At 45.4% G+C, this 15,766-nt stretch carries 19 protein-coding genes; 4 read left to right on the top strand and 15 right to left on the bottom strand.

The window, feature by feature from the left end; all coding sequences use genetic code 11:
- Window positions 1–2: 2 nt before the first annotated feature.
- Entirely contained in the window at window positions 3–335 is a 333-nt protein-coding gene (locus EXM22_RS15430; protein WP_149487375.1) for a ferredoxin-thioredoxin reductase catalytic domain-containing protein, read from the top strand.
- On the opposite strand, the gene EXM22_RS15425 is transcribed toward EXM22_RS15430, so the two are convergent.
- The 5 genes from EXM22_RS15425 to EXM22_RS15405 all read right to left on the bottom strand — a co-directional run bounded on the left by EXM22_RS15425 (window position 336) and on the right by EXM22_RS15405 (window position 3,391).
- Window positions 336–665, bottom strand: coding sequence for an LB_289 family protein (locus EXM22_RS15425; RefSeq protein ID WP_149487374.1), 330 nt, complete (start codon window positions 663–665; stop codon window positions 336–338).
- Window positions 666–731: 66 nt separating this feature from the next.
- Window positions 732–1,352, bottom strand: a complete 621-nt coding sequence (locus tag EXM22_RS15420) for a hypothetical protein (RefSeq protein WP_149487373.1) — start codon at window positions 1,350–1,352, stop codon at window positions 732–734.
- A complete protein-coding gene (locus EXM22_RS15415; protein ID WP_149487372.1) occupies window positions 1,321–2,070 on the bottom strand; it encodes a DUF4230 domain-containing protein in 750 nt (249 codons plus the stop codon). Before EXM22_RS15415 ends, EXM22_RS15420 begins: the two co-directional genes overlap by 32 nt.
- Window positions 2,067–2,666: a DUF4230 domain-containing protein gene (locus tag EXM22_RS15410; RefSeq protein ID WP_168203551.1), complete on the bottom strand. Its 600-nt coding sequence runs from the start codon at window positions 2,664–2,666 to the stop codon at window positions 2,067–2,069. The genes EXM22_RS15415 and EXM22_RS15410 overlap by 4 nt, the downstream gene beginning before the upstream one ends.
- A 74-nt stretch (window positions 2,667–2,740) precedes the next feature.
- Entirely contained in the window at window positions 2,741–3,391 is a 651-nt protein-coding gene (locus EXM22_RS15405; protein ID WP_149487370.1) for a hypothetical protein, read from the bottom strand.
- Between the two features lie 95 nt (window positions 3,392–3,486).
- Between EXM22_RS15405 and EXM22_RS15400 the strand changes: the two genes are divergently transcribed.
- A complete protein-coding gene (locus EXM22_RS15400) occupies window positions 3,487–3,927 on the top strand; it encodes a YbgC/FadM family acyl-CoA thioesterase (RefSeq protein WP_149487369.1) in 441 nt (146 codons plus the stop codon).
- 33 nt (window positions 3,928–3,960) lie between these two features.
- On the opposite strand, the gene EXM22_RS15395 is transcribed toward EXM22_RS15400, so the two are convergent.
- The 3 genes from EXM22_RS15395 to EXM22_RS15385 are packed head-to-tail and all read right to left on the bottom strand — an operon-like array spanning window position 3,961 to window position 6,698.
- Window positions 3,961–4,482, bottom strand: coding sequence for a thioredoxin family protein (locus tag EXM22_RS15395; protein ID WP_149487368.1), 522 nt, complete (start codon window positions 4,480–4,482; stop codon window positions 3,961–3,963).
- Between the two features lie 50 nt (window positions 4,483–4,532).
- Entirely contained in the window at window positions 4,533–6,068 is a 1,536-nt protein-coding gene (locus EXM22_RS15390) for a DUF6259 domain-containing protein (protein ID WP_149487367.1), read from the bottom strand.
- 18 nt (window positions 6,069–6,086) lie between these two features.
- The gene (locus tag EXM22_RS15385; protein ID WP_149487366.1) at window positions 6,087–6,698 is read right to left on the bottom strand and encodes a TetR/AcrR family transcriptional regulator; all 612 of its coding nucleotides are present in this window, start codon (window positions 6,696–6,698) and stop codon (window positions 6,087–6,089) included.
- 78 nt (window positions 6,699–6,776) lie between these two features.
- Here EXM22_RS15385 and EXM22_RS15380 point away from each other — a divergent pair, with 78 nt between their 5' ends.
- Window positions 6,777–7,151 carry a hypothetical protein gene (locus EXM22_RS15380; RefSeq protein ID WP_149487365.1) on the top strand — a complete coding sequence of 125 codons (375 nt, stop codon included), beginning with the start codon at window positions 6,777–6,779 and terminating at the stop codon, window positions 7,149–7,151.
- 17 nt (window positions 7,152–7,168) lie between these two features.
- Here the strand turns inward: EXM22_RS15380 and EXM22_RS15375 are convergent, their stop codons facing one another.
- From EXM22_RS15375 to EXM22_RS15345, 7 genes are all read right to left on the bottom strand, one after another.
- A complete protein-coding gene (locus EXM22_RS15375) occupies window positions 7,169–8,587 on the bottom strand; it encodes a cytochrome c biogenesis CcdA family protein (protein ID WP_149487364.1) in 1,419 nt (472 codons plus the stop codon).
- Window positions 8,584–9,714 (bottom strand): nitroreductase family protein, encoded by a 1,131-nt coding sequence (locus EXM22_RS15370; protein ID WP_149487363.1) that lies wholly within the window; start codon window positions 9,712–9,714, stop codon window positions 8,584–8,586. The genes EXM22_RS15375 and EXM22_RS15370 overlap by 4 nt, the downstream gene beginning before the upstream one ends.
- Window positions 9,715–9,837: 123 nt before the next feature.
- Window positions 9,838–11,589, bottom strand: a complete 1,752-nt coding sequence (locus EXM22_RS15365) for an NADH-dependent [FeFe] hydrogenase, group A6 (protein WP_149487362.1) — start codon at window positions 11,587–11,589, stop codon at window positions 9,838–9,840.
- Between the two features lie 24 nt (window positions 11,590–11,613).
- Window positions 11,614–13,407: an NADH-quinone oxidoreductase subunit NuoF gene (gene nuoF / locus EXM22_RS15360; RefSeq protein WP_149487361.1), complete on the bottom strand. Its 1,794-nt coding sequence runs from the start codon at window positions 13,405–13,407 to the stop codon at window positions 11,614–11,616.
- Window positions 13,408–13,422: 15 nt separating this feature from the next.
- Window positions 13,423–13,812, bottom strand: a complete 390-nt coding sequence (locus EXM22_RS15355) for a (2Fe-2S) ferredoxin domain-containing protein (protein ID WP_149487360.1) — start codon at window positions 13,810–13,812, stop codon at window positions 13,423–13,425.
- An 82-nt stretch (window positions 13,813–13,894) separates the two neighbouring features.
- On the bottom strand, window positions 13,895–14,455 hold the full coding sequence (locus tag EXM22_RS15350; protein WP_149487359.1) for an ATP-binding protein: 561 nt from the start codon (window positions 14,453–14,455) through the stop codon (window positions 13,895–13,897).
- A 17-nt stretch (window positions 14,456–14,472) separates the two neighbouring features.
- Window positions 14,473–14,949, bottom strand: coding sequence for an NADH-quinone oxidoreductase subunit NuoE family protein (locus tag EXM22_RS15345; RefSeq protein ID WP_149487358.1), 477 nt, complete (start codon window positions 14,947–14,949; stop codon window positions 14,473–14,475).
- Window positions 14,950–15,106: 157 nt separating this feature from the next.
- Here EXM22_RS15345 and EXM22_RS15340 point away from each other — a divergent pair, with 157 nt between their 5' ends.
- Entirely contained in the window at window positions 15,107–15,742 is a 636-nt protein-coding gene (locus EXM22_RS15340) for a redox-sensing transcriptional repressor Rex (RefSeq protein WP_149487357.1), read from the top strand.
- Window positions 15,743–15,766 lie beyond the last annotated feature (24 nt).

Raw genomic sequence — 15,766 nt, 5'->3', positions numbered from 1 at the left:
TTATGGGTAGGAAAACAAGGGAAGATGTTCAATTATTTCTGGAAGCAGTCAGTAAAAAACAGGGACTGATTCTCAATAATGACAAAGACCATGTCGACTCAATTGCCGATGGTTTGATGGAAATGTATAACTCCCTTGGGTACTTCAACTGCCCCTGCAGGGAAGCCTGGGGAGATAGGAAAAAAGACAGGGACATCATCTGTCCCTGCAGCTATTGTGAAATGGACGTTCAGGAATATGGGCAATGCTACTGTGGGCTTTTTGTATCGGAAGACAGCCAGGATAAAGAGCTAGGCTCCATACCCGACCGCCGAGACGACGAACTCTATCCCTGATCAATCAGGGAGAATATCTCCCATCTCCTGCAGCTGCTGCAGGGCTACTTCCTTCTGCTTGATCTTCGTCTTTTTAATGGCTTTTCTCAGGATGTTATTCCACTGTTTTTCGGGTTGATCCTCTTTCAGATCTTCCAAGAGCATGAATATTTCTTCACTTGATTCAATGTTATAAATCTTTTCTGCATCATAGAAGAACATTTCAACCAAATCGTTGATAAAATCACCAACAGTCCGGTCTTTTTTATCCCTTTTCCGTTCAAGAACACTCTGTTTTTTTCTGGACTTTTTCAAATCCCGGTCTTTTCTGGCTAAGTCTGTGCTTTTCATAATCTACCTCACTTCAAAACCGCCTAAGAATATACCGCTTATCGAGATAAAAAATCAACCGTATTTTCAGCGATTCAACAGATCTAATCCATTATGAATACCCCACAGCCACTGCTCACGGTCTCCCAAAGCCGTAGCCATCAATAGGGCCTCATTATATTCAATTGTCTCTCTCCAGGGCTCAAAGATATTTTCAGCACTGTGAATTCTGATTATAAAATTATCAAGGTAATGATTCGTTACAGATTCAAGCCAATGACCATAAGACCCCTTGTAGTACTCTTCTAAAAGGGTCAAAACCTTATCATTTGGTTTTTCCAATGAGAAGGTAAAATCCAGACCTTCTTTTTTATAGTGATAGACCCCATCTCCTAGGAGGGTAACAGAATCATAGACGCCGTCTCTAAGCTCCTTTTCACGGGTTGAGGAAAGGACCACGGCTGTGAGATGACTTGTTTCATCCCAGGCGGGAGAAGCAACGTCTATGGATTTGGAACGAAGAAAGGCAGATAATTTGACCGATCTATAAACCGACCTGTATTCAGACCTTCCAAAGGCACCATCATCGAAGTCGTCATAAATCGTAATCAATGCTTCTTCTGAAAAAAGAGATCCTCCCATTAACAGGGTTAAAAGAAAAAAGAAAAAGGGGAATTTAGCTTGAAAACTCAATTGTCTGTATGTCAATTCCAGCTCCTTCAAATAGATCCTTCATCAGGAGGGAGGCGCTCTCCTCGGCCATTTCAAGGATTCCCTCCCCAATGGCCAGGTCCCTGAACCGAGGGCCCAGGACTCTGATGAAACGACTCCACTGATCGGGGGTCATGGGAACCTCGGGAAATCCGCTGTCCTCATCTGACCTGTCTTCAATGATTATATCAGTAATCTCCGGTGAAGGAAGGACTAAAGCTACTCTTTGCACGTCCTCTTCCTCCTCAGATAAAGGGAAGATTTGCATTGAATTTGTTGAAAAAGGGAGTCCTGCCCGGACAGAAGCAGAAATGACAATGAAAAACTCAGGATCACTGGCAAGGTTAATACCACACTCCCGGCACAAACTGTAAAGAGAAGAATACTTCCATGCCTCTGGGAGAACAGAATCGGGATAAAATGAGGGAGAGCTCTTCAACAAATAGTCCTCTGGGAGATTGTCGTAATACCACTGCAGCACATGCCAGTCCGCCCGTTCCCCTTCTTCCATAAAATCATAGGGAAAGAGAACCTTCATTTTAAACTCCGCAGCCTGAAGGAGAGAGTTTTCCCCAGTCTCAATCAGGGAAGAATAGACCGCCTGTTGAGTCTGAACCTGCCAGGGGAGGACAATTGACCGCCGTTCATAGAGAAAGATGAGGCTGCACAGCACGGAAACAAGGAGAAGAAAGAGGCAAACCCGTAGAGTTTTCACAAGGCACCCTCCTCTTGTTCACCCAGAATTCCCCCGGGCCCTTCTTTTCTAAACCGAATGCTTATGTCTTTTATTCCGGCAGACTTGAATATTCCCTTCAGCACCGTCTCCGCTCTTTCTTCCGCTCTTCCAGGGAGCCCCTGCTCCAAAGCCTGGCGGCGGATGTTTTCACCCTCTTCACTAATAGCAGGCAGATAATCGCCTGTGTCGATAGAGGAGAATCTTTCTTTGATCAGAACCTGATGAATCCTTTCATCATCCGCATCCACGAGAAAGATCCGGCCGGCGGGAAGAGTCAGCCGAACTCCCGATCCCTTCACTTGAAGGTCGAATCCTTCCGCAAGGTCCACTCCGGCATAAACATTAAAGTCTGCCGTAAAGAGCAAAGATTTGTCTTGTATGAAATTTTTCTTTTCATGGAAATAAAATACAGATCGATATCGTTGGGTAACCGTCGTCAATTCGCCCAGCATTTCCAGTTTTTTAGTCAAGGCGGATAATCTTACCTTATCCTGATGACCGCTGTAGAACCAAACCCCTGCGGGAACCAGCAGGACTGCCGCCAACAGAACGGCAATGAGGAGAGTTAATCGCATTGAAAAGGACTTCTTTTTTACACGCGGCATGATCCATTATGAACCGGATCAGAAATAGAAATCAACTATTTATTTTAAGAGGACGATTCCATAAGAGGAGCAAGGAACTGACAGGCCAATTGGAACTGAACCTTGTAATCTCCTCCAAAAGGGAGAACGGTCTCTCCTTCACTCAGCCGCTTTTTAAACTCGACTCCCAACTGTTTCAGTTTCTCGGCCATAGGCGGACAGCAATCCGGATGTTCCTTCAACCAGAGAAAGCATCCTCCTGAACCCATAATCAGGCAGGCTTCCATCTGTTGAAAGAAACTGTTGAATCCAAGGCCTTCCAGGTTTTCAGAGATTGCAAAAGAAAACCCTCTTTTCAGAGCATCATCAAAACCCGGAATCGTTTTGACTCGTGAATCTCTTGAAGCACAGCTGATAAGAAGGGACAGAGCGATGAACGTCGGGAAAAAATGGTAGTCCATTCTATCGTCCTCATCAATATCCAAGGCAGAGGAGCAAACACTCCAGGAACCATCGGCAAGACCCGCCTCAGAGCCTCTCTGTCCTTCGACAAGGGACCGACAGAAGCTCAAGAGGCTATCTGCCGAATATTTTTCATTGGGAACACGTCCGGCCAGGATATGTTCCAGAAAGATTTTCATCTGACCTACTTTAGAGGTCATTTTTTCGTAATCATTATCCTTGTTGGGAAAGAACTTTTTAATAGTCAGTATCATGAATCCATTTTAAATCTTAGTGCTAGAAATTTAAAGGGATCATCCCCATTTAAAGACCCTTTCATTGTTGATCCATCTGGATGTAGAATAGGGGTATGAACAACAACATATCCGGTATTATTAAAGACAATACCCATTATTTACAAAAGAGAGTGTACTACAGCGATACGGATGCCGGCGGGGTTGTCTACCACAGCCGTTATATTGATATGGCAGAACACGGTAGAAGTGAATTGATAAGATTGCTGGGTGGGGAACAAAAAAAATTACTCACTGAATCGGGAATTGCCTTTGTGGTCAGATCACTCAGTGTGAGCTACAATAGCCCGGCCTATCTGGATGACCTTTTGACAGTTCGCACAAAACTACTAAAGAGTCAGAGGGTGACCCTTGTTTTTGAGCAAAAGATATACAAAGAAGACTCACTACTTGCAGAACTGGAAGTGAAGGTGGGGTGTATTTCCATAGAAAATGGACGTCCAACACCCATGCCTGAAGATTGGAAACAAATCATCGATGAGAAGATGCTGCCCTAGAGTCCGATTCTTCTCAAATCGGACCCCAAAGGACTACCAGGAACCTATATTATCTTTGATTGCCTGACGGACCATATCCCGATACTCCACCTTTGTGGCTTCATCCAAATCGGGACGATCCTCTTTAAGATGACGGATATATGAGGTACTCCCCCCGGCCTGATACCCCGTCTTCATCAGGGGAAGCTGTGAGGAATCCATCAGCCAGATAGTGGGAAAGCCCTGAACTCCAAATACTGAAGCCATTATTTCATTCTGTTTTTTGACATCATCAGAAAGTTCAATACCATTTGGAAAATCCAGATAAACCAGGATTAGATTCTCTTCGGCATACTCTTGAAACTCCTTGGTTCCAAACACTTCTCCCCAGAGCTTATGACACCAGGTACACCAGTCAGACCCTGTAAAATTAAGCAAAAGATCTTTACCCGTCTCTTCGGCTTCGGTCATGGCACCCAGGACATCACTGGTCCATCCCTGGGGAGGATAGGCGTCTGCAGAAAGGAAGAAAAGAGAAGAAAAAAACAGAAACAAGGTTATGCTGAAAGTCTTCATGAAAGATGACTCCTTAAAATATCAATTTATATATTATTCAATATATATCATTAACTTTCAAGATTTCCAGGAAAATCGCCCGCTTCGGGTATTTTTTCCTGTCTCTCAACCCTGTCGGAAGCCTGTGTATCCTCTTCCTGGGTCTGCATGTCTTCCTGCTGACTCTCTTCTGCGGCTCTCTTCAGGATCATTTCAATTCGTTCCAGATACTCTTCATCATAAATAAATAAGCCGCCCATGATATCTTCGAGATCCTTCATGACAAGCGCTTCCTCTGTCAAGGGAAAGGACTCCCGGGAGAGGGGCACTAAATAGGATCGTCCAGGGGCGAGGGTCATCAAAAGACGGGGATCGAATTCCCCGATCATACTCCCTGACAACACATGGCCTTCTGTATCGATTCTTTCTTCTTCGCTACTCATTTCCCACCAGTCTGCAGGATATATATCTGTTCCACCCCTGTACCAGATCTTAACCCCCAGGTTTTTGATCCTTGTGATCATCTTCCTGATTCCATCACCCCACTGTTCTCCCAGAGAAACCAGGAGAGCCTGCTGTCCGCTGTAATTCAGCTCCAGGCCATCGGCTCCCAGGCTGATCAACCTTTCGGCTTCTTTCACAATGCGGTCTTGCCAGATCGGACTCTCTGGATTCATGACCAAAAACGATCTGTCATTGGATCTCTCCAGAACAGGCTTTCCCATTCTATCCAGAAAAACGGCTTTCTTAAGTTCAAAATCATTTTCTACAAGGCTTTCATCGGCTATGCGGAGGTTCAAATAAAAACTGACCTTCTGCCCCTTTCGATGGACGGCCCGTATGGCTCTTTTAAGAGTCTCTGGACCCCCTAGAAAACCAGAAGGATTATAATCGGGATAGAGGAGGTCATGACCATGGGCATACCCGAAAACATGAAGCCAATGACCCGTTCCCAGTTGGTGCTTCATGACTCTGGCGATATCTTCCAGCACCATAAAACCTCTCTCAACAGGGACAAGGCAATCATAATCCGGGCCGATCAGCCCGACCTGCAGAAGGAATTTCCCCACAGGTTCCGCTCTCTCCAAGACAGGCCATTTCACCTTTTCAATGATCCGGCTCATCCAGAGAAGAGCCTCCTCCGGCCCGCCCTGGTATTGAGTGAGTATCCAGCAGGAACGGCCAGTTTTTACAAAGAACTCAACTTTCTGAGAACTTTTGCTCTTAACTGAAATCTGAGAGATTCTCCCTTTTTCATCGGGCATGGCACTGAGAATGACACCTCCCTGACCATCACCGAGAATGATGGTTCTGCAGGAAGCGCTGATAGGATAGAGAACTGAGATCCCTCTGGAAGCTTCATCCAGATCTTCGAGCCTCCCATGAACCTGAGAAAGAATCCCCCGTTCTCCCTCGTGGTTGGGCCACCAAAACCAGGCAGAATCTTTATTTTTGATTTCGATATCCAGTTTTAAGATACTGGTTTGTGATCCAGAAAGGATTCTAAAGACATAAAGCGGACCGGTCTTGGTTGTTTCCAAGGGGCCGTCGAGGTGTAGGCTGCAGCTGAGATCATCACTATTATAAATTATCGATTCACTGCTCAAATTAAGAGCCTCCCTGTATCAGGGAAGTGCGTTTGTTCCCCTCAGGTATTCCAGAATCAGATGCTCAGCCTGATCCAGATATTGATCCAGTTCAAAAGCAGATTCATCAATCAGATACTGGCAAGAACCGCCCATAAGGAGAGAAACAATCAGGGCAGGGACAGCTTCGGCTCGATCTGCTCGGAACTCACCGGAACGAACACCTTCCTGAATCACCTCATATAGATTATATCGCCAATTCAAGTATGATTTTTGAATTTTTTCCTTTAAATCCGGATCTGTAGTGCCTTGAACCCAAAAATCAAACTGAATATATTCCATTTTTTTTGCCAGAATAGATCGTTTTTTCTCTTGGAAAAAAGCATGAATTTTTCCTGAAGGACTCCCATCGGACTTAGCAAAATCGCTATCACGCTCCTTACGAAACATAAGAAGAATATAATCGAGGAGTCGGGATAGAAGCTCTTTTTTGGTATGAAAATAGTAGTGGAGGATTCCCTGACTCATTTGGGCTTCTTCCGAAATGTGCCTCATCCTCACACCGCTAATTTTTTCCCTGGCTATCACATCAAGAGCCGCCTGCATTATTTTTTCAGAGCTACTTTCCAGGACTTTCTCATTTTGATCCATAATCAAACCAATATAGCATAAAGCGTGAAAAAAATCAGCTCTTTACAGTTTCATCCTCTGCGGGATATATTCTTGCTTATGAGAAACATTGGCAAATTGATACGATTTTTTTTATTGATCCTCCTCACGGTGAGCTCTTTCTCCTGCCTTTCATCCAAGGAGCCTCCCCGGGATCTCCTATTCTATTTCTTTGAGTCCTGTCCATCCTGCGATGATTACATTCTGGCAGAAGAGTTTAATGAAAAAATCAATCAATTGAATAAAAGATCGGAATGGAAGGGTTCTCACCACAATCTCATAGTGCCGGAAAATGTGAATCTGTTGAAAAAGACACTGGAAGAGAAACAACTACCCGACGTTTCACGCTCACTTCCCCTGCTGATCATCGACTCTGAATACATCAATGGATATGAACAGATCGGACTGAAACTGGATGAACTCCTGGCTGAATAACCCTGCTTTTTAGTTCCTTAGAAGAACAGGAGAAACAAAGCCATCAACAGGAACAATCCGGCAGTTGCTATCTTGATCATACCCAGATTTTTTTGGAACAACTCGGCAATCCGGCCGGAGTCACTCCCCTTGTAAAAGAGGGCAAAGACCAGTATCAAAGGCAGAATAAAGGCGACATTATAGAGGGCCAAAGGAAAGAGAGCACTCCATTGTTCCTGCTTAACCATATACACCAGCATGGGGAGATAGATTTGCCCCGTACAGCCCAGTTCATATACAGAGATCAGGACTCCCGCAGCAAAACTGCTCAAATAAACAAAGGCAGAACGGCTGCTGCTTCGAACCACCTTATGAATTCTTTTCTTGTTTTTAGCAGAGAGCTGCAGAAAAGATTGAGAAGTTCGTCCCTGTTTAATCCTCCAAAAATCAATGAAGCTGAGGGCAGACAAGATAAACAGACTTATTCCAAGAAGGTATTTGATGATTTTTGAAATCATCGAGAAGGAATCGGCCATCCGAATGAACTTAAAAGCCCCCAGTCCCACAAGAAAATAGGTGAGAAAGACGGCCAGCGTGAAACTTCCTCCGATTTTCAGGATATCTCGTCCCTTTTTCCCCAATAAACGCAGATAGGAAATGAGAAAGATAAGGGTTGTAAAGGCACAGGGATTGATGCCGTCCAAAAGTCCAGCCATGAAAACCGCCAGCCATCGCAGGTCGGGCAGAGCCTGACTGACTTCAGGATACTCCCTCTCCACAGAGAAGGAGTCCTCCTCCGGATGGGATCTTATGTACCTGGGAAAATCCTCTTTTATCTCTCTTTCTCCGGTATAAACAGAATTTCCGGCTATGAGAATGGGAAAGTCGCTGACAGACCGGCTTTGGCCCTGCAAAAGAGACTCCAGTCTTTCATAATGGCCCGGTTCCAGAACATTCAGCTTTTCGGGACGCAAGACTCGACCTGTCTCTTCTTCTAGAGCAGGAAGAACCTCTGTATAAAACTCCTCACAGATCTCACAGCCCGGAGTATAGAAGAAGACAAAAGAGCCCTCTTCATCTGGGTTAGATAGTCCATGGGCGTCATCAGCTATGCTGCCGGTCGGGTATATTGTATATAGGGAAGGAACATCATCTCTATCCGAAAGCATGAGGATAACAACGGCTTCATCCGAGGGAGGGAGATTGCCGGAAATTTGAATACTCCCTTGCTCCCCTCCCCTTAGAGTCAGTGATGACGGTTCAATTCCCCATCCTTCGGCGGAAGCCATAAAATCGATAGAAAGGTCTTCCTCCTCTAGATTCGTAATTGCAACTACTCCTTCGAATTTAACAGAGCTTTCCGGCCCCAAAGACAAGCGAGGAGGTTCAAATAAGACGTCACCGAATAGAGGAAGCAAGTTAAATAAGCACAGAAGCAAAGCAGGGAGGGATTTCAATGAGAATCTCCATATTCGACCAAAATCTTATCCAAATCTTTCTTTTCTAGAACTGGGGGCATCCACCCGTCCCTGGCATAACCTACCGGCAGAATCAGATAAGGCCTTTCATTATCGGGTCGGTCTAAGATCTCCATCAAGAAGTTCATGGGTGCCGGTGTATAGGGCAGAGTGGAGTAACCCTTCATATGGAGAGCCGAAATCAGAAAACCTGCGGCCATACCCAGCGATTCCCCCGGATAATAGTGATTGATTTTCCGTCCGTCCCGGCCTCTGCCAAATTTTTGTAAGAAGAGGATAATGAGGCAGGGAGCATCTTCGAGAAAAGCCTTGCTGGCATCCGTTCTCAGGTCTGACAGGTCTTCTCTCCAGTCCTGTGTACTTTCTCGTTCATAAAACAAAGATTCCACATGCTCTGCTTCTTTCCTGATTTTTCTTTTTAACTCACCAGAGGTAACAAGAGCAAAGGTCCAAGGCTGACAATTTGCTCCGCTGGGAGCTGTCGCGGCAATGGCAATGCAGTCCCGTATATCCTGAAGTGAAACGGACTTTGTAGAAAAACTCCTGACAGAACGGCGGGCCTGAAACTTCTTTACCAGAGGATCATTGCTTGTGTTTTGTGATTTAGTGGACACTTCAGGTCTCTTGAAAAAGGCCTCACGCCCGGGAAATCCAAACCGTCCCCTGGCCAGGCTCTCTGAGAAGAGCGCATAGACGGCCAGGCCTTCACTACAGATTGTGGAATGGCAATCCATCAGACGAATCATGATTTCTGCGGTCTTCCCGGAGTTTTGCTTCAACTCGGCCTGAAGATGAAAGGGCGCATATTTCATCAAGGCTGGGGAACGATACTCGACTTGCAGAGATTTTGTGGCCCCTGCTGTCCCACAGAATACAAAAACATACCAGCTGGCGATCTCATCCATGAGAGTGGCCTGGATTCCGCCATGAAGGATACCCTGAGCGCCTTGAAAACTGTCCTGAGGGGTCCAGTCTGAGATAAGGGTCTTCCCATCTAGAGAAAAAGTCAGTCCCAACCCTCGGGCGTTCAAGTCTTTAGGGGCACAACCAAAACAGGCGTATCCTGGATCACCAATATAGGGATTATGTATCTTTTTTGATTTCATAAGACCTCCTGCCCTCTTCAGCTGTCTATTTTACCCTATTGGACCGAATATTGGACAGAGCCGAAGGCCTGCAAGAAAAAAAGGCTCCCCGAAAGGAGCCTCATGATTCATCAGAAAAGAAGGTTACTTCTGATACAGCTTTCTTTCAGTATAGCTTGTATGGAGCAGATGGTGCGCCTTTTCACTTAGAGGCTCATCCAGATAGTCCTTGTAAATCTGGATGATTTCAGGGTTTTCATGAGATCTCCTGACCACTGATTTTTCATCATCGCTGTAAATACCGGCTATTCTCTTTTCACGAATATTATCTTCTGTTCCATAGGGCTGCCCACCCCCGGCGATACATCCGCCTCGGCAGGCCATAACTTCGATAAAATGATAGGGAGGCTCTAGACCTTTCTCATTGGCTTCCCGTATTTCATCCATAATGGATTTGACATTGGCCATACCATGGGCAACAGCCACTTTGATTTCTGTCCCGTTAAAATCTACGGAGCCCTTTCTAACACCCTCCATACCTCTAACGGCATTCACATTAATATCACCCAGTTCGGCATCAGTCACCAGTTTGTAGGCTGTTCTCACCGCCGCTTCCATAACACCACCGGTGACACCAAAGATCGTTCCGGCTCCTGAGTAGGCTCCGATAGGACTGTCTGCTTCAGAATCCTTAAGGTTGGCAAAGTCTATACCCGCGGCTTTAATCATGCGACCCAGCTCTCTCGTTGTAAGAACAAGGTCCACATCGGCTACGCCGGAGGCTGCCATATTATCATCCCGGCCAATCTCATATTTTTTAGCCGTACAGGGCATAATGGCCACGGAGTAAATGCTCTCTTTATCAATCCCGGCCTTTTCGGCGTAGTAGGTTTTTGTGACAGCTCCCTGCATCATCATGGGCGACTTGGCCGTAGAGAAATGAGGAATCATATCGGGGTAGTATTTTTCCATATAATCTGTCCAGGAAGGACAGCAGGAAGTAATTTGTGGCAGAACTCCGGAACCGGTGGTGATTCTTTTGACCAGCTCAGTCCCCTCTTCCATGATGGTCAGGTCAGCCGCAAAATTTGTATCGAACACGGCATCGCTTCCCAGCATTCTAAGGGCGGTATAGATTTTCCCTGTTGTAATGGACCCGGGCTCCATGCCGAAAACTTCACCCAGGGCCACACGGACGGCTGGAGCAATCTGGACTGCGACATGGACATTATCAGCCTCAACGGCATCGCAAAATTCCTGAGTCTGCGACTTTTCATAAATAGCCCCGACCGGACAGTGGGCAGAACACTGACCGCATTTGATACAAGGACTCTCATTCAGAAGAACTCCCGCAGCGGGTGCAATTCTTGTCTGATGTCCGCGATGAAGGAATTCCAGAGCCCAAACATCCTGCAGCTGCTGGCAAACCTGGGCACATCGACCGCACTGAATACACTTGGAGGGATCAAACACCAATGAAGCAGTCGATGTATCTTTGGGAAGGCGTTTCACATCCATGGGGAATGGGATCTCCCTAATGCCGAAATCGGCTGCGAGCTTTTGAAGTTCACAAATTTGATTTTTGGCACAGGACAGGCATTCCTGAGGATGGTTGGACAGAGTCATCTCAATGACGGTCCTCCTCACCTTCTGGAGTTCGGGATCATGGGTAATATAATTCTGACCGGGAACAACCGTGGTAGCGCAGGCTCTTACCATCTTAGGGGAGCCTTCTACCTTAACAACACAGATACCGCAGGCAGCCCAGGGTTCCAGGTCTGTGTGGGTACAGAGTGTGGGGATCTTAATGCCGGCCTTCTTAGCGGCCTTTAGAATGGAAGTATTGCTTTCAACCTCATAGGGTTGTCCATTAATTTTAATTTCTACAGTTTCCACTGATTTTTCTCCTTCGAGCATCGATTAAGATACGATGATTGCATCGAACTTACAGCCTTCATAACAGGCACCGCACTTGATACACTTGGTCTGATCAATAACATGAGGTTTCTTGCGTTCACCTTCAATACAGTTCACAGGACACTTTCGTGCACAGACGGTACAACCGATACATTTTTCAGTAACGATTTCATAATGAACCAGATCCTTACACTTTCCGGCTATACATTTACCATCTTCAATATGCTGTCTGTACTCTTCAGGAAAGTATCTCAGAGTCGAAAGGACCGGATTGGCGGCGGTTTGGCCTAAGCCGCAAAGGGATGCCTTTTTCATGGCATTACCAATGTCTTTCATCTTCTGAATATCTTCAATTTGGCCCTTACCCTTGGTGAATCTATCCAGGTATTCATAGAGTTTCTTCGTGCCGATTCTACAGGGAGCGCATTTACCGCAGGATTCCTCAACACAGAACTCCAGGTAAAACTTTGTAACATCCACGATACAGTCGTCTTCATCCATGACAATCATACCACCAGAACCCATCATGGAACCGATGGAGACCAGGTTGTCAAAGTCGATGGGTGTATCCAGAAATTCTTCTGTGATCACGCCTCCCGATGGTCCACCAGTCTGAACGGCTTTGAATTTTTTACCACCACGGATACCACCGCCGATATCAAAGACGATTTCTCTCAGGGTCGTCCCCATGGGGACTTCAACAAGACCTGAATTTTTGATTTTTCCTGTGAGGGCAAAGACTTTTGTACCTTTTGACTTCTCTGTACCGATCTGTGCAAACCAGTCACCCCCCTTTGTGATGATAATGGGAATATTTGCAAAGGTTTCAACATTATTGATGACCGTTGGTTTTCTAAAAAGACCCTTGACTGCAGGAAAGGGAGGCTTAGGAATGGGCATACCTCTCTTGCCTTCTATGGAGGCAAGTAGAGCCGTTTCTTCACCACATACAAAAGCACCGGCACCCAGTCTGAGTTCGATGTCAAAATTGAAACCCGAACCTAGAATATCATTACCTAAGAGTCCATACTCACGGGCCTGTTTCATGGCCGTTTCCAGCCGCTCGATGGCCAGAGGATATTCGGCACGGATATAAATGGCACCATAGTCGGCACCAACGCAGATTCCGGCAATGATCATGGCTTCAAGAACAGAGTGGGGATCCCCTTCCAGTGTGGAGCGGTCCATATAAGCCCCGGGATCACCTTCGTCGGCATTACAGACAACATACTTTTGCCCGCCATCAACCTGTTTGGTAAAATTCCACTTCATCCAGGTGGGAAATCCGGCACCACCGCGTCCCCGAAGTCCTGATTTTTTGAGCTCTTCAATGATGTCATCAGGCTTCATTTCAAAGAGGCATTTTTCCAATGCAGAATACCCGTCACGGGCAATATATTCATCAATATTTTCGGGATTGATCAAGCCACAATTTCTCAAAACGATTCTATACTGCTTCTGATAGAATTCAATATTTTCAATGTCAAAGGCTTCTCCTTTGGCTCCCTTTTCAGGCTGATATTGAATCCTCTCTACAATACGTCCCTTGACGATGGTCTCCGAGATAATTTCTTTAGCATCTTCGGGAACAACTTCAACATAAAAAGCCTGCTCCGGAAGGACCTTGACGATGGGGCCTTTTTCACAAAAACCAAAACATCCTGTCTTAACAATTTGAACGTCGTCAGCGACACCATGAGCTTCCGCTTCTTTCAGGAGGGCTTTGTAAATATCGTCTCCCTTTGCAGATTCACAGGCGGTACCACCACAGACAAGTATATAATTTTTTACTGCCATGTTTTCCTCTCTTTTCTATTTGATGATGTCGCCGGCAGGCTTATCCTGAATATGGTTTTCGACCATTTTCTTATGAATAATATGCTTTTCGACAATCTCTTTGGCCACAGCGGCATCCACATTGCCATAGATGACATCGGGCATTCCGGGAACCTTGACTTCTACCGTTGGTTCACTGTAGCAAAGGCCCATGCAACCGGTCTGTTTGACAACAACATCTTTCAGGTCATTGGCCTTTATTGCGTCCAAAAAACTATCCAGTGCCATCTTGGCTCCTGCTGCGATTCCACAGGTTCCCATTCCAACAATAATATGTGTTTCTTTTCCGTCTACGTCTCTTCGTTCCATTTCTGATTTCTGAGAGCTCCGGAGTTTCCGTAGTTCTTCAAGGGTCATTTTTGCCATTGTTTAATCCTCAATTGATCTACCGAGACTGATTTGCAGTCTTGGCGCTCTTACTGACAAGGCCAAACAGCCTTGCTCTACCTTATGCATCCAGCAGTTCTTCTTCTTGTGATCTCAGATAATCCCGTAATAAAATCATGGCACCTGATTCATTGAAGTTGCCCAGGATATCTTGCAGTTCACTCCTCTGCAGTGTATACCCGGCCTCTTCGCCCTGTTCTCTGATAATGGTTCTATTAATGATCAGTTCATAATTCCCTTCGAAGCAAAATGACTGTAAAAACAGTCCAGGCCAGTCCCCCTCTGGAGGAGTGTCCATATTCCCAAGATTGAACCGTATATTCAAAGTGGTACCCTTATCCTTTTCAGATTGTATCTCAAAGCTGCCGTCAGCCTGTTCTATAGTCTGTATCAGAAAGGGGATTCCAAGCCCGACCTTGCGGTGCTTATGCTTGATCCCGTCGCTATGAAACGGGTCCTTTGATCTTTCCAGCTGACCTTTTGTCATCCCGCAGCCATCGTCTGTCAGTCGAACAATCAGTTCATCTGCTTTCCGGATAAGATCAAGGTGAATCCTTTGGGCATCAGCCTCTATGGAATTCTGAATAAGATCCAGAATCATATCACTCAGTGAATAGTGCATTCAGCTGTCTTCCGATCTTACTTGAATTTTGAAATAACCTCTGGAAGCATCTCTGTTGTCAGCTTACCGAAAACTTCCTGACCAATTGTCAGAACTGGTGCAAGACCACAACATCCGATACAACGAACGGCTTGTAATGAAAACTGCTTATCTTCGGTTGTACCGCCGCATCCGACACCAAGAAGCTGTTCAAGTTCACTCACCAGATCCTGTCCACCCTTCAAATAGCACGCTGTCCCCATGCAGACGGAAACTGTATGCTTGCCGGGTTTTTCCAGTTTGAAATAGTGGTAAAATGTGACAACACCATAAATCTTTGCTAAAGGTACATCCAACATTTTCCCCAGTTCAAACGCTATGTTTCGGGGTATGTAGCCGTACTCTTCCTGAACCCTGTGGAGAACCATAATCAGGTTTCCGGGTTTTTCTTTCCATTCATTGATAAAACTGATAAGACTCTCGGTCATTTTCAGCTCTTCTGCTTCAACAGGCATGGAACCTCCCTCATTAATCTATATAAAAATACTGATTCGGCCATTATATTGAAACATTTCCATAAATTCAATAATTCACAGGTATTTTTTGTGATTACAGCAAGTTAGTTGTAGCTAACTTTACATTTATTGTGACTTCTGTCACAATATAAATATTATGAAGAGCAATAATGACTACACAACACGCCTTATTAAATACAAAAGAATACTTATCCAGCTCAAATCTCTTGGTCTGGAAAAAGTTTTTTCAAGTAATCTGGGAGATGCCATAGGCATAACCCCCTCCCTTGTGAGGAAAGATCTATCAAGAATGAATCTCAGCCTTGGAAATCGAAAGGGCGGTTATAACATCAACGATATGATCGAATCTCTCAACAGCATTCTAGGTACCAGCGAACTGCAGGATGTTGTGGTTATCGGCTGTGGAAACCTTGGCAAGGCCCTGATAAAACATGAGGCCTTCTATAAGGAAGGGATTAACATCACCGCCGGTTTTGATATCAATCCCCGGGATGCCGAGGTCAATGGAATTCCCATCTACCCTATGGAAGTTTTGATAAACTATGTCACTCAACATAAAATCAGAGTGGCCGTACTCTGCGTTCCAGCCGGAGCCGCCTCCCACACCAGGGACCTCTTAAGTGAATGCGGAATTCAGGGAATATTGAATTTTACACCTGTTGAACTTAAAAACTCAGAATATTTGAGGATTCAGAATGTAAACATCTGTCTTGAAATTGAAAATTTGTTTTTTCAAATAAGTGAGAAGAGTCAGACCATAGGAATAAGCTGATGCCTGTTCCTACAGTCTGTTAGT

The sequence above is a fragment of the Oceanispirochaeta crateris genome (assembly GCF_008329965.1).
Taxonomy (GTDB): domain Bacteria; phylum Spirochaetota; class Spirochaetia; order DSM-2461; family DSM-2461; genus Oceanispirochaeta; species Oceanispirochaeta crateris.
This window is presented reverse-complemented; position numbering and strand designations above follow the sequence as displayed.